General features: G+C 32.7%; 17 protein-coding genes. 13 read left to right on the plus strand and 4 right to left on the minus strand.

Features of this window, described 5'->3' with window-relative positions; translation table 11 throughout:
• Positions 1 to 55 precede the first annotated feature (55 nt).
• The gene (ubiE, locus tag QGM60_RS01845) at positions 56 to 787 is read left to right on the plus strand and encodes a bifunctional demethylmenaquinone methyltransferase/2-methoxy-6-polyprenyl-1,4-benzoquinol methylase UbiE (RefSeq protein ID WP_281138529.1); all 732 of its coding nucleotides are present in this window, start codon (positions 56 to 58) and stop codon (positions 785 to 787) included.
• A gap of 1 nt (position 788) precedes the next feature.
• Positions 789 to 1,505, plus strand: a complete 717-nt coding sequence (locus tag QGM60_RS01850) for a porin family protein (protein ID WP_281138530.1) — start codon at positions 789 to 791, stop codon at positions 1,503 to 1,505.
• On the opposite strand, the gene QGM60_RS01855 is transcribed toward QGM60_RS01850, so the two are convergent.
• Positions 1,492 to 2,223 carry an RNA methyltransferase gene (locus QGM60_RS01855; RefSeq protein ID WP_281138531.1) on the minus strand — a complete coding sequence of 244 codons (732 nt, stop codon included), beginning with the start codon at positions 2,221 to 2,223 and terminating at the stop codon, positions 1,492 to 1,494. The genes QGM60_RS01850 and QGM60_RS01855 overlap by 14 nt on opposite strands.
• A 147-nt stretch (positions 2,224 to 2,370) precedes the next feature.
• On the opposite strand from QGM60_RS01855, the gene QGM60_RS01860 reads away from it, so the two are divergent.
• The 3 genes from QGM60_RS01860 to accD all read left to right on the plus strand — a co-directional run bounded on the left by QGM60_RS01860 (position 2,371) and on the right by accD (position 7,251).
• Entirely contained in the window at positions 2,371 to 4,962 is a 2,592-nt protein-coding gene (locus QGM60_RS01860; RefSeq protein ID WP_348634881.1) for a BamA/TamA family outer membrane protein, read from the plus strand.
• A gap of 125 nt (positions 4,963 to 5,087) precedes the next feature.
• Entirely contained in the window at positions 5,088 to 6,155 is a 1,068-nt protein-coding gene (fbaA, locus tag QGM60_RS01865) for a class II fructose-bisphosphate aldolase (protein ID WP_281138532.1), read from the plus strand.
• A 238-nt stretch (positions 6,156 to 6,393) separates the two neighbouring features.
• Positions 6,394 to 7,251, plus strand: coding sequence for an acetyl-CoA carboxylase, carboxyltransferase subunit beta (accD, locus tag QGM60_RS01870; protein ID WP_281138533.1), 858 nt, complete (start codon positions 6,394 to 6,396; stop codon positions 7,249 to 7,251).
• A 41-nt stretch (positions 7,252 to 7,292) separates the two neighbouring features.
• On the opposite strand, the gene QGM60_RS01875 is transcribed toward accD, so the two are convergent.
• The 3 genes from QGM60_RS01875 to QGM60_RS01885 form a co-directional block, all read right to left on the minus strand.
• Positions 7,293 to 8,138, minus strand: a complete 846-nt coding sequence (locus QGM60_RS01875; protein ID WP_281138534.1) for a hypothetical protein — start codon at positions 8,136 to 8,138, stop codon at positions 7,293 to 7,295.
• 70 nt (positions 8,139 to 8,208) lie between these two features.
• Positions 8,209 to 9,324, minus strand: coding sequence for a sensor histidine kinase (locus tag QGM60_RS01880; protein ID WP_281138535.1), 1,116 nt, complete (start codon positions 9,322 to 9,324; stop codon positions 8,209 to 8,211).
• A 67-nt stretch (positions 9,325 to 9,391) separates the two neighbouring features.
• Positions 9,392 to 10,510, minus strand: a complete 1,119-nt coding sequence (locus tag QGM60_RS01885) for a sensor histidine kinase (protein ID WP_281138536.1) — start codon at positions 10,508 to 10,510, stop codon at positions 9,392 to 9,394.
• A gap of 190 nt (positions 10,511 to 10,700) precedes the next feature.
• On the opposite strand from QGM60_RS01885, the gene rpsO reads away from it, so the two are divergent.
• The 8 genes from rpsO to QGM60_RS01925 all read left to right on the plus strand — a co-directional run bounded on the left by rpsO (position 10,701) and on the right by QGM60_RS01925 (position 19,486).
• Positions 10,701 to 10,970: a 30S ribosomal protein S15 gene (gene rpsO, locus QGM60_RS01890; protein WP_281138537.1), complete on the plus strand. Its 270-nt coding sequence runs from the start codon at positions 10,701 to 10,703 to the stop codon at positions 10,968 to 10,970.
• Positions 10,971 to 11,164: 194 nt separating this feature from the next.
• On the plus strand, positions 11,165 to 13,411 hold the full coding sequence (locus QGM60_RS01895; protein ID WP_281138538.1) for a polyribonucleotide nucleotidyltransferase: 2,247 nt from the start codon (positions 11,165 to 11,167) through the stop codon (positions 13,409 to 13,411).
• Between the two features lie 177 nt (positions 13,412 to 13,588).
• Positions 13,589 to 15,010 (plus strand): glycosyltransferase family 2 protein, encoded by a 1,422-nt coding sequence (locus QGM60_RS01900; RefSeq protein ID WP_281138539.1) that lies wholly within the window; start codon positions 13,589 to 13,591, stop codon positions 15,008 to 15,010.
• Positions 15,011 to 15,285: 275 nt separating this feature from the next.
• The gene (proC, locus tag QGM60_RS01905; RefSeq protein ID WP_281138540.1) at positions 15,286 to 16,092 is read left to right on the plus strand and encodes a pyrroline-5-carboxylate reductase; all 807 of its coding nucleotides are present in this window, start codon (positions 15,286 to 15,288) and stop codon (positions 16,090 to 16,092) included.
• Position 16,093: 1 nt separating this feature from the next.
• Positions 16,094 to 16,873 (plus strand): glutamate 5-kinase, encoded by a 780-nt coding sequence (proB, locus tag QGM60_RS01910; protein ID WP_281138541.1) that lies wholly within the window; start codon positions 16,094 to 16,096, stop codon positions 16,871 to 16,873.
• 11 nt (positions 16,874 to 16,884) lie between these two features.
• Positions 16,885 to 18,084 carry a glutamate-5-semialdehyde dehydrogenase gene (locus QGM60_RS01915; RefSeq protein ID WP_281138542.1) on the plus strand — a complete coding sequence of 400 codons (1,200 nt, stop codon included), beginning with the start codon at positions 16,885 to 16,887 and terminating at the stop codon, positions 18,082 to 18,084.
• 69 nt (positions 18,085 to 18,153) lie between these two features.
• On the plus strand, positions 18,154 to 18,528 hold the full coding sequence (locus QGM60_RS01920) for a hypothetical protein (protein ID WP_281138543.1): 375 nt from the start codon (positions 18,154 to 18,156) through the stop codon (positions 18,526 to 18,528).
• A gap of 94 nt (positions 18,529 to 18,622) precedes the next feature.
• Complete coding sequence (locus tag QGM60_RS01925) at positions 18,623 to 19,486, plus strand: sigma-70 family RNA polymerase sigma factor (protein WP_040247666.1); 864 nt, start codon at positions 18,623 to 18,625, stop codon at positions 19,484 to 19,486.
• Positions 19,487 to 19,699: the final 213 nt, after the last annotated feature.

Consider the following 19,699-nt stretch of genomic DNA (forward strand, 5'->3'; position numbering starts at 1 on the left):
TTCTTGTCTGCTTTAAGTACTTATAACTTATGCATATATTTGCCAAAAAATTTTAATGGCTGAAAAAGTAAATCCATATAAAGATAGTGACCAATCCAAAAAGGCTCAGGTTACCCAAATGTTTGATACAATATCTAATGAATATGATGGATTGAATCGTGTTATTTCATTTGGAATTGATGTAAAATGGCGCAAAAAAGTAGTTAAGCTTGTTGCTGAAACTCAACCTGAAAATATACTTGATATTGCTACTGGAACTGGCGACTTAGCTATTAACCTCACTTCTACAAATGCTAAGGAAATAATTGGTTTAGATATCAGTGACGGCATGCTAGAAGTCGGTAGGAAAAAAGTAGCTTCAAAAAATCTTAGCGACACTATCTCTATGGTTATTGGTGATTCTGAAGACTTGCCTTTTGATGATAACACCTTTGACGCTATTACCGTCGCTTTTGGTGTTAGAAATTTTGAAAACTTAGAAAAAGGGCTTTCTGAAATTTTAAGAGTATTAAAGCCAAATGGTAGATTTGTTATTTTAGAAACCTCTGTACCAACTAATCCTTTATATAAATTTGGATACGGTATTTATTCCAAATTTATTTTACCTACAATAGGAAAACTATTTTCTAAAGACAGAGTTGCGTACAAATATCTCAGTGAATCGGCATCTGTTTTTCCTTATGGTGAAGCTTTGAACAATATTTTAAGAAAAATTGGGTTTATAAATGTCGAAGACAAGCCACAAACTATGGGTGTGGCTACAATTTACATAGCATCTAAAGCATAGTATGAAGCACATTGCCATCTTAATAATATCTCTGTTAGCGTTTCAAAGTACATCTGCACAATTATTTACAAAGGAAAGAGTTGCTAATAGTGTTGACAATATTGACATGAAACCTTTGTCTTGGGGTTATTTTTTAGGTTTCAACAGTTATGATTTCAAATTTCAGTATAATGAAAACCGAGAAGATATTCTTGTAGACAAAACCACAGGTTTTCATTTAGGTCTTATTGGTGACGTGAGAATCAATGATTATTTTAACCTTCGATTAGAACCTGGTGTATTTTTCACAACAAGAAACTTGCAATATTCTGAAAGTTATTTTCAGGGTATGGAGTATAATAATTCGGATTTATTACGCGAAGTAAAATCTACTTATGTTCATATTCCTTTATTAATTAAGGCTTCTACTAAACGCGTCAATAACTTTAAACCTTTTATAGTTGGTGGAGTTTCCATGGCTTTGAACCTCTCTAGCAATCAAGATAACCCAGACGATAATAGTGTTGGGGAATTTAGAATGACCAAAACCACCTATTTTTATGAAATTGGTTTTGGAATTGATTTCTACCTATTATACTTCAAATTTTCACCTTCAATAAGAGGTGTTTTTGCCATGAATGATGAAATTGTAAGAGATGCAGACCCTAATAGTCCTTGGACAGGCAATGTTGCCAAAATGCAGACTCGAGGTATCTTTATTAATTTTACTTTTCAATAGTTCGTCGCTTAAATTCGCTTAGAATTATTGCTGTAGCGTTAGCTACATTAAGACTTTCAGTAGTTTGGTTTTTCCCAAATTGAGGAATGGTTATTTTTCTTTCAACCATAGATTTTATGTTTTCGGAAATCCCGTTAGCCTCATTTCCTAAAATTACAACACCTGTTTCGGGCAAATTTGTTGTGTAAATATTTTCACCAGACATAAATGTGCCAAAACTATTTTTTTGGGATTTTAGATAATCTTCCAAATCTAAATAAACCACATTTACTCGTGTTAAAGATCCCATGGTTGCTTGTACCACTTTAGAATTGTAACAATCTACGGTTGCCTTACTGCATACCAAATCCTCTACTCCATACCAATCACAAAGACGAATAATAGTTCCTAAATTACCTGGATCTCTAACATCATCTAAAACCACTATTAATCCATCATTAGAAGGCTGAACTGGTTTTGGAATTTTAAAAATCGCTAAAGCTGTATTAGGATTTTTTAAAGATGATACTTTTTTAAGCTCTATCTCTGAAATCTCATTTGTTTTGTTTGCAGAAGTATCAAAAATCAATTCTGTTGTAAAAAGACTTTCGAGTTCAAAATCTGAATCAAGAAACTCATTGATACCTTTTATACCTTCAACCGTAAATAAACCCAATTGTTGTCTATTTTTTTTTTGACCTAAACTCTTAATTAACTTTATTTGGTTCTTTGATAACATTAAAATATCTTTTCTTTGCTTATTAATTACAAAGTAAACCTTTTTGAAATTATTTAAGCTTAATATTTATTTAAGTCCGATAATTTTAAGCTACAATGGTATTATTTTTGTTTACCAATACATTATCAAAATTTAAAGCGGTAACTTTTGAGTTTTCCAACAGGTACATTTTCATTTTCTAAACGACAAAAGCTAATTTGTCAATGTATTGTATTGGCCTCTATGATTATCTCTTTTACCTCTTGTAGCGTTGTAAAACGTGTTAAAGAAGGAGAACATCTTATAATCGAAAACACTATTCTTGAAGACGATAAAAAAACTACTGATGAGCAAATTAATAATATCGTCATCCAAAAAACCAATACAGGTGTAAATGGTTTTTTTAGTTTTCCTCTTAGGCTGCATATCTACAATTTAGCAAGACCTAACATAGATTCTATAATTGAAGCTAAAGTTTTAAGTGATTCTTCTAAAGTAAAATGGAAGACCAAATTATTATCTAAGAAACAGTTCGACAAAGACATAGAATTTAGAAAAAACTTCAATAGTTGGCTGAAACGTACTGGTGAAGCTCCTGTGATTTTTAATGAAGATAAAACAGAAAAAACAGCAACTAACCTTAGAAAATATTATTTCAGTAAAGGTTGGTTTGATAATGAGGTAAACTATGAAGTTGAAAAAGACAGTAATAAAAAGGCTAAAGTGACTTATAAAGTTACAAGAAACACACCTTATATTTTAGACTCTCTAAATCCAGTAATTAGTAGTGCTAGTATAGATTCGCTTTATCCAAAATTTATGAAGGCATCCTTACTAAAAAAAGGTGAGCAATATGACGAAAATAATTTTGAAGCTGAGCGCGATCGCATCAATACTTATCTAAGAAATTCGGGTTTTTATTACTTCGGACAAGATTATATCCGTTACGAAATGGATACCATTAATACCAACAAAAAAATCAACACTGATATTATAATCTCAAATAGAAGGATAAGAGGAGATGACTCAACGGCTACGGTTCCTTTTAAAGCTTACAAAATTAAAGAGGTTAATATTTTCACTGATGATAATTTTGATAATAGGTTCAAAGCCATTAAAGACACAACCGTTTATAAAGATTACACCTTATATAGCAAAGAAAAATTACGATTTAGACCCAAAGCACTTACAGATGCTATTTTTATAAACAAAGGTGATATTTATAGCGACTTAGCTAGAAGCAGAACATCACGATACCTCAACGACTTACAGATGTTTACTTACCCTAGCGTTGAATATGTTGAAAATGAAAATGACACAACCTTAACCGCAAACATATATTTAGCGCCAAGAAAAAAATATGATTTAGGTTTTAATTTTGATGTTACACAAAGTAATATTCAGACCATTGGGTTTTCATTCAGTACAGGACTAAAAATCAGGAATGTTTTTAGAGGTGCTGAAACTTTAGAATTGAATGGTATTGCTGCTATTGGAGCTTCTGATGATGCTTCAGACAATAGGAGTACCTTTTTTGACATTAATGAGTTCGGAGGCAACATACGATTGACAATCCCTAGATTGTTTACCCCATTTAACACGGACAAAATTATCCCTAAATATATGTCGCCTAGTACAGTTATTAGCCTTTCTGCGACTAGTCAGCAAAACATAGGCTTAGACAAACAAACGCTATCTGGTGTTTTAAGTTATAATTGGTATCCATCTCGTACAGTCACAAATAATTTAGAGTTGTTTAATGTTCAATACGTAAAAAACCTAAATACAAGTAATTATTTTGGTGTGTACTCCAACTCTTTTAGCAGACTAAATAACATAGCGAGAAACATAAATTATATAGGTAATGATGAAAGTTTAGAAGACCCAGAACTTACAAACCCATTCTCACCAGCAGACGTATTTATAAGTGATGTGCTTTCAGGCGATACGAGTTTATCACCAAATGACAATGACTATGTAACAGTAAATAATATTCAAGAACGTAAGGATAGGTTGACTGAAAATAACTTGATTTTTTCTACCAGTTTTTCATACAAAAAAGATAGACGTCAAAATATTTTCGATAATGACTTTTCTGTCTTTAGATGGAGAGTGGAATTGGCTGGTAATACACTTTCTAATATTTCGAGTTTATTGAGTTTACCAAAAAATGAGGATGGCAATTATGAAGCTTTGGGTGTAGTCTTTTCGCAATATTTTAAAACTGAAATAGATTACGTAAAATACTTTGACTTAGGAAGAAATAACATTTTTGCCTTTAGAAGTTACGCAGGTATAGCCATTCCTTATGGTAACTCCAATAGTATTCCGTTTGCTAAAAGTTTCTTTGCTGGAGGACCAAACGACAACCGTGCATGGAGAGCCTATAACCTAGGACCTGGTAGTTCTAGAACCACAAACGAGTTTAATGAAGCTAACTTCAAAATTCATTTAAGTGCCGAGCAACGTTTTAGCCTTTTTGGAAATTTTAAAGGTGCTCTTTTTGTTGATGCTGGTAATATTTGGAATGTAATGGATAACGTTACTGAAGAAGCCGCTACATTTGACAGTTTAAGTTCTTTAAAAGATATTGCTGTAGGCTCAGGGTTTGGTCTTCGTTATGACTTTGATTTCTTCGTTTTACGATTTGATGTCGGTTTTAAAACCTATAACCCAGCTTTAGAAGAAAATAATAGATGGTTTACGGATTACAATTTCAGAAATGCCGTTTATAATATTGGTATTAATTACCCATTCTAAGCCTAAGAAACACCCCTTACTTTCTACAACGTTTTCGATATTTTATCTTAAATCTTATTATAAAAACCACCTGATTTTAAGGTTAAAAATCGTATTTTTGATATCTAATTTTCAATCATAAAATTATGAGTCACAATATTAAACCTGGTGTTGCAACAGGTAGAGAAGTTCAAGAAATTTTCAAATTAGCTAAAGAAAAAGGCTTTGCCTTACCAGCTGTAAATGTCATTGGATCTAACACAATCAATGGTGTTTTGGAAACCGCAAAATCTTTAAATGCACCTGTTATCATTCAATTTTCAAATGGTGGTGCGCAATTTAATGCAGGTAAAGGTCTTGGTAATGAAGATCAGAAAGGTGCTATTGCTGGTGCTGTTGCTGGTGCTAAGCATGTACATCATATGGCAGAAGCTTACGGAGTACCTGTAATTTTGCATACGGACCATTGTGCTAAAAAACTATTACCTTGGATAGACGGTTTATTAGATGCTAGCGAAAAGCACTTTGAAGAAACAGGAAAACCTCTTTACAGTTCTCATATGATTGATCTTTCTGAAGAACCAATCGAAGAAAATATTGAGATTTGTAAACAGTACCTAGAGCGCATGAGCAAAATGGGCATGACTTTAGAAATTGAACTTGGTATTACTGGTGGTGAAGAAGATGGTGTAGACAATACAGATGTAGACGATTCTAAATTATACACACAACCAGAAGAAGTTGCCTACGCTTATGAAGAATTGAGTAAAGTAAGTGATCAATTTACTATTGCGGCTGCTTTTGGTAATGTTCATGGTGTTTATAAACCAGGTAACGTAAAATTAACTCCAAAAATTCTTAAGAATTCTCAAGATTATATTTCTGAAAAATACGGAGTTGGTCATAATCATATCGATTTTGTATTTCATGGTGGTTCTGGTTCTACTCTAGAAGAAATTAGAGAAGGTATAAGCTATGGTGTTATAAAAATGAACATTGATACAGATATGCAATGGGCTTTCTTAAGCGGAGTTAGAGATTATGTACAAGATAAGAGTGATTATCTTCAAACTCAAATAGGAAATCCAGAAGGCGAAGATGTCCCTAATAAAAAATACTACGACCCTCGTGTTTGGTTAAGAAAAGGCGAAGAAGCTTTCGTTGAAAGACTTAAAAAAGCATTCGAAGATTTAAATAATGTAGATACATTATAGAAGTTTCTTAATAGTTTGAAAACCCATTAGGACTTAAAATCAAAGTTTTAGTGGGTTTTTCATTTTATATCGAATGAGAATGTTCAGATAGTTTTTTCAATTTTTGAGTTGTAATTAATAAAATCGTAATTTTGTAGACTTAAATTTTTGAATAACTAACTCGATTAAGGTTATTTTTTAATTCTTAATCAAAAATCATCCTGAGACTTGTCAAAGGATCCAAAATCTAAAAATTTATATGGCTTGGTTTAAAAGAAAAGATAAAGGCATACAAACTTCTACCGAAGAAAAAAAAGACACCCCAAAAGGTCTGTGGTACAAATCACCGACTGGTAAAATTATAGACACAAAAGAATTAGAACAGAATTTTTACGTTAGCCCTGAAGATGGTTACCATGTTAGAATAGGCAGTAAAGAATATTTTGAAATTCTTTTTGATGATAATGAGTTTAAAGAGCTAGATGCTGACTTAAATTCTAAAGACCCATTAAAATTTGTCGACACAAAGAAATACCCAGAACGCTTAAAAGCAGCACAAGCAAAAACTAATCTTAAAGATGCTGTACGCTGTGCTGTTGGTAAATCTAAAGGTCAAGATTTAGTGATTGCTTGTATGGACTTTGCATTTATTGGTGGATCTATGGGAAGTGTTGTTGGTGAAAAAATTGCACGTGCAGCAGACTATGCTCTAAAAAAGAAAACACCTTTTATGATTATTAGTAAATCTGGAGGTGCTCGTATGATGGAGGCTGCTTTATCTCTAATGCAGTTAGCTAAGACTTCAGTAAAGCTTGCACAATTAGCAGATGCAGGCATTCCTTATATTTCTTTATGTACCGATCCTACAACAGGTGGTACAACAGCATCTTTTGCTATGTTAGGTGATATCAATATTGCTGAGCCTGGCGCTTTAATTGGATTTGCAGGACCAAGAGTTGTAAGAGATACAACAGGAAAAGAATTACCTGAAGGTTTTCAAACTTCAGAATTTTTACTAGAGCACGGTTTCTTAGATTTCATATCTCACCGTAGAGATCTAAAAAATAAAATAAACCTCTATATTGATTTGATAAAGAATCAACCTTTGAGAGCTTAAAACATCAAAAAAAAAAAGAGAACCAGTTGGTTCTCTTTTTTTTAGTTTAATGTTACACCTATTTCTTCTCCATTATTAAATGTAAAGGTTGCTTGATTATCGCATTCTCCTTCTCCATAATCAAAAAGTCCACCAAAATTGGTGCGTTGTACATCAAAGGATCCGCTCACAAAATAAGTACAACCTATTTCTCTACGTAAAGGTATAATAACCTCGTAAGTATGTGTATTTCCATTCAGAAAAGTTGAGGTCCAATTGCCTGTTATTTCAAAAACATTATCTGAAAAAGCACCAGAACCAAAACCTTCTACCCATTCTCTAATTTTTGTACCTTCTCTTGAAGCTTGAACTCCATTTGGCCAAATTACTGTAATACTTAAATCGTGCGTAAATTGTGGATTACCATTTTCGTTGGATAATTCTTTAAGAATAGAGCGACTTGCTATAATATTCTTGGCATCTAAGTAAAAGTCTACTAAATTATAATTTATAGTAATTTGCTGGGCTTCGGGATCTCTAGTATAATCAAAAATGATTTGACCTCTAACTAGGTGACCATTGAATAAGCAACCATCAGTACCAAAGTCCACCGTTACTGCTCTATAGTTTTGTTCGGCCACAACAGTTATGGTAATACAACTAGGTATATTATTTGCTTGAATTGTTCTATCAGCTAAATCTGATTCTTGATCTTCATAAACTTGAATAATTAGATCTCCTAAAATGTTATCAATTTGATCTATCTCAGCCGATCTTTGAACTTCTAAAGTGTTTTCTAGCTGATTTTCGGTCTCAATTGTTTCCTCATTTTCACTACACGAAGTAAAAACCAAGCTTAATACTAGGAAACTAAATAAAAATGTGCTGATTGAATTAATTTTTTTCATGATTACGCTTTTTTGTTAATATACTGTTAAGACCAGCCTACATAAAAAAGGTTTAAATCATTGAAAAAAATTATTTTCCTTTCTTCAGAAAAATTGAAAATTCTGTACCAACATCTACTTTACTATCTACAATCACTTTTCCGCCTAGTGATTCAATATGATTTTTAGTAATAAATAATCCTATTCCTCTAGCATCATCATTACAATGGAAGGTTTTATAGATTTGAAATATTTTATCTCCAAACTTTTTCATATCAATACCCAAACCATTATCCTTTATATTCAATACAACATAATCTTTTTGGATACTAGAGGTCAATTCAATCTGAGGAACTCTTTTTTCAGATCTATATTTTATAGCATTAGTAAGAAAGTTTAAAATTATACTATCTAAGTACGCCGGAATGCCCTTAACATGATGATTTTTATCAATGTTATTTAAAATTATAGCATTCGTACTTTTAGCAAGAGCAGTTATATTATAGATTGCCTTCTCGGAATAATCGAATAAATTTAAATCTTCAATTTCGCTTTTATTAATCACTCTTTTACTTTGAGCAACGTCAGATAAATGGGAAACGGTTTCTTGTAAATTTTGAGCTGCTAATTTTAAAGTTGAAAAATTATCGTTATCGTTTATCCAAGGAAAATCTGTTTCTAAAAATTCTATCAATGTTGCTAAATTGCCAGAATGTGATCTTAAATTATGAGTAGTAATATCCGCAAAAGAATTTAGTCGTTCATTTTTATCTTGAACAAGATTGAACTTCATTTTTAGTTTTTGCTGATTCTTTTTTCGCTCAGAAATATCAATAAATTGCCATATCATTCTATGTGGAATGCCATGCTCATTATTATTCAAAGAAACTGAGATTAGCATCCAAATAATTTCACCACTTTTAGAAAAAAATCGCTGCTCAACTTGATAGTCCGCAATTTGACCTTCTATTAGCTTATTATATTTTTTGGCATGAACATTTAAGTCTTCTTTTAAGACAATATCCTTAACACTGATATTGTATAACTCGTCTTTAGAATAACCTAATAATTTACAAAGGCTGTCATTGACTTTTAGCCAACTTCCTTCTAAATTTAAAACAGCAATTCCGTTGTAGGTATCATTAAAAACTTGCTCTAAAGCATCGTAAGTGTTGGGGAACTTACTTTGAGGATATAGCATTTTCATGCATGTAAAATTATACCCTACAACATGTTAAAAAGAGTTCAAATAAACAAAAGATGACCTCAAATCATTAATCGACTCTTAAACCTTTCTTAAAATAAATGGTAAACTCCGTACCAACATCAACCCTACTCTCTACAATCACTTTGCCGCCTAAAGACTCTATATGGTTCTTTGTAATAAACAACCCTAAACCTATAGAATCTTCCTTATTATGAAAAGTCTTGTACATCTGAAATAACATCTTACCATACTTTTCTAAGTCAATTCCTAATCCATTATCTTTTATTTTCAGAGCTACATATTCTTCATCTACTTCCGTGCTTAGTTCTATAACCAAAGGCCTTTTATCCGATCTATATTTTATTGCATTCGTAAGAAAATTTAAAACTATACTATCTAAATAAGCAGGAATTCCTTTAATAAAAATATCGTCAGGTAATTCATTATATATAGTAGCTTCAGCATTTTGTGCTAAGGCAATAATGTTATACATAGCTTTCTCTATGTAATCATATAGATTTAGATTTTTTAATTTAGAAGGTTCAATTTGTCTGATTTTTGCTACTTCCGTTAAATGAGATACAGTTTCTTGTAAATTTTCAATTGCTGTTTTAAGCAACAAATAATTTTCATTGGTTTGAAGATTTGAAATATCGCCTTCCAAAAAACTTGACAATGTTGCCAAATTACCTGAATGAGACCTTAGATTGTGTGTAACAATATCTGCAAAAGAAGTTAACCGTTCATTTTGTTCTTGAGCTACACTAAGCATAGCTTTTAGCTTATACTGACTTTTTTGTCTTTTGGTAATATCCGTAAACTGCCATATCATATGTGGTCTACCTTCCTTAAAATACACAAGTGACACATAGATTAACACCCAAATTACAGAACCATCCTTATGAAAATAGCGTTGCTTAACACGGTATTTATCAATTTTTCCTCGTACCAGTTTATCATATTTCTTTTGATGTACACCTAAATCCTCAATATATATGATGTTATTAATATCCATATTGAAGAGTTCCCATCTGGTATACCCAAAAATATCACAGACACTTTCATTAACCTTTAACCAATCTCCTTCAAGGTTTACTATAGCAATACCATTATATGTATTATTAAAAATGCGTTCTAGGACGTCAAAAGCATTGAAGAAATTCCGCTGAGGGTTTGAAACTTTCATACATATAATTTTAAAATAATTATTGAAAGCCACAGATTAGCAAGGGGATGCTATTGATTTACAAAACCATAAAGTCAAAAATCAATTATAAAAAGTTACGAAAAAAATACTAAATGACAAAAAAACATTATATTTGCCGCTCGAAAGAAAGGCTTTCGAGTACATAAAAATCATTTACAATAATATTAGCATGTATTTATCAAAAGAAAAGAAAGAAGAAATCTTCACAAAACACGGTAAAGGAAAGAACGATACGGGTTCTGCTGAAGGACAAATTGCATTATTCACTTACAGAATTAACCATTTAACAGAGCACTTAAAACAAAATCGTAAAGATTTTAACTCTGAGCGTTCTCTTGTAAAGTTAGTAGGTAAGCGTCGTGCTTTACTAGATTACTTAACTAAAAAGGATATCTTAAGATACCGTGCAATAGTAAAAGAATTAGGATTAAGAAAATAATCAGAAAAAGAGGCTTCGCGCCTCTTTTTTTCATTTATATCAACTCGCTTTCGAACGAGTATAACCATCGGAATTGAAGAAGCTAAATACGGTTTTTCATTGGTCAAAAAACAACAACTACACACAACAACACAACGACCTTTGTTTAACTTTGTACTAACAGGAAAAACTTTTAGTACTTGAATTAAAAATTTATGATTCCAAAAACTTACAAAGAGGTCATTGACCTTGGTGATGGTAGAGAAATCTCTATTGAAACCGGAAAACTTGCAAAACAGGCACATGGCTCTGTTGTTGTACAATCGGGTGAAACCATGCTACTTTGTACTGTAGTTTCTAACTATGAAGCTGCAAACGTAGACTTTTTACCATTAACGGTAGATTACCGTGAAAAATTTGCTGCTGCAGGACGTTATCCAGGTGGATTCTTTAAGCGTGAAGCACGTCCAAGCACTGAAGAAATTTTAGTAATGCGTATCGTAGATCGTGTGTTACGTCCATTATTCCCTAAAGATTATCATGCTGAAACTCAAGTTATGATTCAGTTAATGTCTTTAGACAAAGATGTTATGCCAGATGCCTTAGCTGGTTTGGCTGCATCAGCTGCAATTCAATTAAGTGACATTCCTTTTGAAACTCCTATTTCAGAAGTACGTGTTGCTAGACTTAATGGAGAATTTATTATCAACCCTAGTTTATCACAATTAGAACAGTCAGACATCGATATGGTTATTGGTGCTTCAGAAGATTCTGTGATGATGGTTGAAGGTGAAATGAGCGAGATCTCAGAAGAAGAAATGGTTGAAGCAATCAAGGTTGCTCACGAAGCTATTAAAGTTCAAATCGAAGCTCAAAAACGTTTAGTTGCTCAAGTTGGTAAAAAAGAAACTCGTGACTATGAGCCTGAGCCAGAAGACGAAACTATATTAGAAAAAGTAAAAGCTTTTGCTTACGAAAAATGTTACGACATTGCTAAAGGTGCATCATCAAAACACGATAGAGGTTTAGCTTTTTCCGAAGTAAAAGAAGCTTTAAAAGCAGAATATACTGAAGAGGAACTTGAAGAAGTTGGTGGATTGGTTTCTAAATACTTTAGTAAAGTACAGAAAGAAGCCGTACGTAACTTAGTACTAGAACAAGGTATCCGTTTAGACGGTCGTAAAACTACAGAAGTAAGACCTATTTGGTGTGAAGTAGATTACTTACCTTCTACACATGGTTCTTCAATATTCACACGTGGGGAAACTCAAGCTTTAGCAACCGTTACTTTAGGAACATCTCGTGAGGCTAATGTTGTAGACAACCCATCATTAGAAGGTGAAGAGCGTTTCTATTTACACTATAACTTCCCACCATTTTCAACTGGTGAAGCAAGACCTTTAAGAGGAACTTCTCGTCGTGAAATCGGTCATGGTAACTTAGCTCAACGTGCTTTAAAACGTATGGTTCCTGATGATTGTCCTTATACAGTACGTGTAGTTTCAGAAGTATTAGAATCTAATGGTTCGTCTTCTATGGCTACAGTATGTGCTGGTACAATGGCATTGATGGATGCTGGTGTACAAATGATTAAACCTGTATCTGGTATCGCTATGGGATTAATTTCTGATGGTGAACGTTACGCTGTTTTATCTGATATCTTAGGTGATGAAGATCATTTAGGTGATATGGATTTTAAAGTAACAGGTACAGAAGACGGTATTACTGCTTGTCAAATGGATATTAAGATCAAAGGCTTAAGCTACGAGATTTTAGTAAACGCTTTAAACCAAGCTAAGGAAGGTCGTATGCACATTCTTGGAAAATTAACAGATACTATTGCTACGCCGAATGCTGACGTTAAAGGTCATGCTCCGAAAATGGTTACAAGACGTATTCCAAATGAATTTATTGGAGCACTTATTGGCCCTGGTGGTAAAAACATTCAAGAATTACAGAAAGAAACAGAAACTACTATTGTTATCAATGAAGATCCTGTAACTGAAGAAGGTATCGTTGAAATCTTAGGAGTTGGTTCTGAAGGTATTGATGCTGTATTAGCTCGCATCGATGCTATGTTATTCAAACCTGAAGTTGGTAGCATCTACGAAGTAAAAGTGATTAAAATGTTAGATTTTGGAGCTGTGGTAGAATATACTGAAGCACCAGGAAATGAGGTTTTATTACACGTAAGTGAGCTTGCTTGGGAGCGTACAGAAAATGTATCTGATGTTGTAAACATGGGAGATGTATTTGATGTAAAATACTTCGGAGTTGACCCAAGAACGAAGAAGGAAAAAGTGTCTCGTAAAGCTATTTTACCAAAACCTGAAGGTTGGCAAGATAGACCAAAGCGTGACAACAATAAAGGTGGTAACAGAGACAATCGTGGACGTGATAATCGCAATAGAGATAATCGTAGAGACGATAGAAAACCTAGAGATAATAGAAAGGAAGATTAATTTCTTTTAACTATCATTAAATATTTTAAAGTTTCCAAAAAGAATATCTTTTTGGAAACTTTTATTTTTTGCAAATCATAATGTTATTATAAAATTTTCTTAAATAACAGTTTATGAAAGTCTAAAAGCAATTTTAAGAGCGTAGATAAAGTATATCTTTAATTAATACCCTCTTATATGACAACAAAAAATACGTATCCAAAAAGAAGAAAAAACTTCTTTCAAAAATCTATTAACAAATTAAATGGGTTTTTCCACAGTAAAGGAAAAACTGAAAGCCCGCAGAATAGAACAGTTCTGATAAGTACATTTATTTTAATTCTTATCGGAATTTATTTTTTCTCCGTGTTTCATGGAGATTTTGAACAATTCAATGCAGAACGAAGAGCATCTACCCTTGGTCTCACATTTATTATCATCGCAACTGCCCTATTCATTTACAGAGCACTTTTCTTTTTATATACAGGGTATAATTACATTAAATACAAACCTATAAAATCAGTTAAGGATAATGAGCTTCCAACTTGTACAATAATTGTTCCTGCATACAACGAAGGTAAACAAGTATACGACACTTTAATAAGTCTTGCTAAAAGCAATTATCCTAAAGAAAAAATTCAATTATTATCAATTGATGATGGAAGCTTAGATGACACTTGGGATTGGATGCTGAAGGCGAAAGAGGAATTAGGTAGCAGATTAGATATATTTCAACAACCAGAAAACAAAGGAAAACGTCATGCATTGTACCGTGGGTTTAATGTAGGAACTGGTGATATTTTTGTAACTGTAGATAGTGATTCTATTGTTACAGAAGATACTATTAGAAACTTAGTTAGCCCTTTTGTAAAAAATGAACAGTGTGGTGCAGTTGCAGGCAACATTAGAGTCCTGAATAACAAAAAAGAGATGCTTCCTAAAATGTTGGATGTTAGTTTTGTAATGAGTTTTGAATTTGTGCGTTCCGCAGAAAGCAATCTTAACTCTGTACTCTGTACACCTGGTGCATTAGCTGCATATAGAAAAACTGCTGTAATGCAGTGCCTACCAGAATGGATTAATCAAAAGTTTATGGGACAGCCTTCAGACATTGGTGAAGATAGAGCCATGACAAACATGATTTTAAAACAAGGTAAACATGTACTTTTTCAACGTAATGCAGTTGCCTACACTAATGTCCCTGAAAAATATCCTGGACTTTATAAAATGTTTATTAGATGGGGACGCAGTAACGTACGTGAAAATCTAGAAATGGCTAAATATGTATTCTCAAATTTCAGGCAAGATTCTAAATTAGGGATAAGACTACTTTTTATTAGTCAATTTTCAAGATTGTTAATGAGCTATCCATTTTTAATATTTATGCTCTTTTTTGTAGTAGTTCACCCTTTGCTATTTATAGGATCTACTTTGATAACTATTTTAATTTTATCTACTTTCTCTTTATTATTCTTTTTTAATAGATATAAATCATTACAAGGTTTTTGGGCCTACACATATAGTATTTTTTATACTTTTGGATTATTCTGGATAACACCATACGCTATTGCTACAGCTAATAAAAGAGGTTGGCTTACTAGAGGTCTAGCTCAGAAATAATTAAAATTCAACACAAAACAATTGTGTTTTGATAGGGTTAATTGTGAAAAACTTACAATATGTCACCGACATACTGTCACAATTAACCCTTTTTCAATTGTCTTCAATTTTCATATTGCTAAATATTTCTTCTATTACTTTTCAATATGTTAAGATTTCGCAAGAATTGTTTGAGACTCCTAAATTCTTCAAATCTGTTTTTCTATTTGGCACTATCGCACAGTGTTTGTGGCTTATATAGCGACTGACAAGTAAAGTTTAATTAAAATTTAATTATGAAAGTATTAGTAATAGGTGCCGGAAATATGGGCTTAACCTATTCAGAAGGAATGGCTGATTCTTCTTTATTAGGAAAACAAAAGTTAAGAATCTACGATACAGATCCTAACACAATTGAGCGTCTAAGAAAGACTCAAAAGTTTGATGTATACACATCTCTTGAAGATGGTTTACCTAAATCAGACATTATATTCTTAGCAGTAAAACCATATCACTGCGAAGGATTATTTAAAGATATGAAACCTTTAATCAACAACGAGCAAATATTTGTATCGTTAATGGCAGGTGTAAGTATAGACACTATTCAAAAAGGTTTGGGCATAAAAAAAGTTATTAGAACTATGCCTAATCTACCTGCAAAAGTTGGTAAAGGAGTTACATCTTATACAGGTTCAAAAGCTATATCGCGAGTAGAACTTTTAATGGTAAGACACCTATTAGATACCACAGGAACGTCTATCCATGTAGATACTGAAAAATTTATTGATGCCTCAACAGGTATTTCTGGTAGTGGACCAGCCTACGTATTTTACTTTATGCAATCTATGCTAGAAGCTGCTCAGAAAATGGGCTTTTCAGACTATGATTCTAAAGTGCTTGTAAGCAATACTTTTGAAGGTGCTATTGAATTGTTTAACCAATCTGATATTTCACCAGAACGTTGGATTGATAAAGTGGCCTCTAAAGGAGGAACAACCCAAGCAGCAATAGACTCAATGGAAGACAACAATGTAAAACAACTTATTCAAGATGCAGCTTATGCTGCGTTTGATAGAGCAGTTGAATTAGGAAAAAACAAATAAAATGAAAGATGATATTAAACGTGTGGTCGTAAAAGTAGGAACCAACGTTTTAACCAATAAAGACAATAGAATTTTAGGACCAGTCCTAAGAGAATTAGTACGCCAAATAGCCGTATTATATGAAGAAGATATTATGGTAATCCTAGTGTCTTCAGGTTCTGCAATTGCAGGAATGGAAGTTTTAGGAGATACTAAAATTGATGATAAATCTATAAGACGGCAAGTTTATTCGGCAGTTGGACAACCAAGAATGATGCGTCATTACTACAGTATTTTCCATGACTACGGAATGCGTTGTGCTCAAATATTAGCTACAAAGCGTGACTTCGATCCTGGAAAACACAGACAAAACATGATTAATTGTTATGAAGGCTTATTAGCCGAGGGAGTCATTCCTATCGCTAATGAAGATGATGCAGTATCCTTAACCATGTCAATGTTTTCGGATAATGATGAGTTAGCAAGTTTAGTTGCTGAGCTTTTAGATGCAGATCGTTTAATTATTTTATCAGATACCGATGGCCTCTATACAGGTCATCCTGATGACGAGGAATCAAGAAAATTAAACGTCGTGAAAACAGACCAAAACGTAGAAAAATATGTCTGTGCTTCAGACAAAAAAGAAGGCGAAGGTCGTGGCGGTATGGCTTCAAAATTAAAGATAGCCAAAGGAACTGCTAATAAAGATATACCTACTTACATTGCTAACGGTAAACGCGAAAATGTAATTGTAGATATAATTAATAACAAACAAGTTGGTACTAAATTTATTAGTGCCTAAAAATAAAATTTATGAAACTTTTAAATACAGATATAAAAAACAACGTATTAAAATCCATGGCAGAAATTCTGGATCGTAAACGCGATGCCATTATTGATGCTAACAAAAAAGATTTAGAAGCTTTTCAAAAGGAAGACCAAGCGCTTTTTGATCGTTTAATCGTGAACAACAAAAAGGTTGATGAAATGATTGAAGCTGTAAATTCCGTAAGACTTCAAGACGATCCTGTTGGACAAGAAATTTCAAATAGAACCTTAAAGAATGGACTAAACATTGTAAATACTACAGCACCATTCGGAACTATTCTTATCATATATGAGTCTCGACCAGATGTAACTATTGAAGCTGCAGTTTTAGCCTTTAAGGCCAATAACAAAATTTTGCTAAAAGGTGGTAAAGAAGCCTATAACAGTAATATTATTTTAGAACAATGTTGGCATGAAGCTTTAACTGAAAACGGTTTATCTAAAGATTGGATTAAGTTATTACACTTAAAACGTGAAGAAACGCAAGAATTTCTTAGAAATCCAACTGAACCTTTAGATTTAATAGTACCAAGAGGTGGAGAGCGACTTATTGAATTCGTAAAAACTCATGCTACATGTGCCGTTTTAGTTAGTGGTAGGGGAAATAATTTCTTGTATGTTTCTGAAAAAGCAGATTGGAGCAAAGCCGTTAATGTAATTATTAATGCTAAAACCGATAAAATTTCAGGATGTAATGCGCTAGATAAAGTACTTATCAATAAGAACATTCCAGAGTATGAAACTAAATTAGCTATGCTGCAACAAAAGCTAGAGCAGTATAAGGTTGAAATAATAGCTGATGAAAGTGTTTCTAAGGTATTAGAGAATGTCAGCAAAGTATCTGAAGACAGCATTTGGTTTGAAGAATTTTTGGCATTGAAACTTCTCATTGCTTCAGTTGACACTATTGATGAAGCTACAGAAATGATTAATAAGTACTCAGGCAAACATTCAGCAGCCATCATAACTGAAGATAAAAATGAGGCTTTAACTTTTATGAATAATGTAGATAGTGCAGCTGTTTACCATAATGCCTCTACCCGATTTACTGACGGTGGCCAAATGGGTGTTGGTGCAGAATTAGCAATTAGCACAGATAAATTACACCACAGAGGCCCATTAGGTTTAAAGCAGTTAGTAACTAATAAATATTATGTATTTGGCGATGGTCAAATAAGGGTATAAGCCACCCGAAAACTCTAAAAATCAGTATGAAATTTGATTTTATAGTGAAAAATCATTATATTATAGGTTATGATTCCAGAAGATAAAATAAAATACAGCACAGAATTAAGTAACTCTATTAGTTATTTAGAGAATTTAGGATACAGTAATATTAAGGCAGATATAGAGGGTTATGAAACCCCTAAATCTTATCACAAAAAAGGAAGTGATATAGATATCACCCCAGATATTGTTGCAGAAAAGGAAGGACGTAAGCACATTTTTGATCTAAGCTTAAAATCTGAAAAACCTAAGCTACTGAAATCTAAATGGTTATTCCTAAACACTCTGAGTCAACTTAAATCTTATCGTTTTAGGTTAATTACAACAAGAGGCCACTACAAATTCACCAATGAAACTGTAGATGCCATTCATCTCGATACTGTAAAACTGCTTAAAATTTAATTTTTTGAAAGATTTTGTAACATTTTGCCAGGTTGCTACGTATAATAAAAGAACAACATACTGTTCATTATAATTTAGCACAAATCGAAATTACATGAGACAACTTAAGATTACCAAGCAGGTAACTAACAGAGAAACGGCATCGTTAGACAAGTACTTACAAGAAATTGGTAAAGTAGATCTAATTACCGCAGATGAAGAGGTTGAATTAGCACAGCGAATTAAAGCTGGCGATCAAGTTGCTTTAGAGAAGTTAACCAAAGCCAACTTACGTTTCGTTGTATCTGTTGCAAAACAATACCAAAACCAAGGTTTAACCTTACCTGATTTAATTAATGAAGGTAATTTAGGTCTAATCAAAGCTGCACAACGTTTTGATGAAACTCGTGGTTTTAAATTTATTTCGTATGCTGTATGGTGGATTAGACAATCTATTTTACAAGCATTAGCTGAGCAATCTCGTATTGTCCGTTTACCATTAAACAAAATTGGTTCTATTAACAAAATCAATAAGACTTTTGCATTCTTAGAGCAAAGTCATGAGCGTCCACCTTCTGCAGAAGAAATTGCAAAAGAGTTAGACATGACCATTAATGATGTTAAGGAATCAATGAAGAATTCTGGTCGTCACGTAAGTATGGATGCTCCACTTGTTGAAGGTGAAGATTCTAACCTATATGATGTCTTAAGAAGTGGTGAGTCTCCTAATCCTGATAAAGATTTATTACATGAGTCTTTAAGAACAGAAATAGAGCGTGCTCTTGAGACACTTACTCCACGTGAAGCAGATGTTATCCGTTTATATTTTGGACTTGGAAACCAACACCCAATGACATTAGAGGAAATCGGTGAAACATTTGATTTAACTCGTGAGCGTGTAAGACAAATTAAAGAAAAAGCTATTCGTAGATTAAAACATACATCTAGAAGTAAAATATTAAAAACATATTTAGGATAATTTTTAAATTATTAAAACTCTAATTTCTATATTCAAAATAATTATTAGAGTATTTAGAGTAAAAATGATTTAAAAGTTTATTTGGGCTCGGTTTTTTGTATATTTAACCACCAACCTAATAAAGGTAACAACAGTTACAAAACATAACTGTTCGTTTTTTGATTGATGAAAGAACCCACGGCTGATTACCGTGGGTTCACTTTTATATCAACT

The organism is Winogradskyella sp. SYSU M77433, assembly GCF_029911945.1.
In the GTDB taxonomy this organism is placed as follows: Bacteria; Bacteroidota; Bacteroidia; order Flavobacteriales; family Flavobacteriaceae; genus Winogradskyella.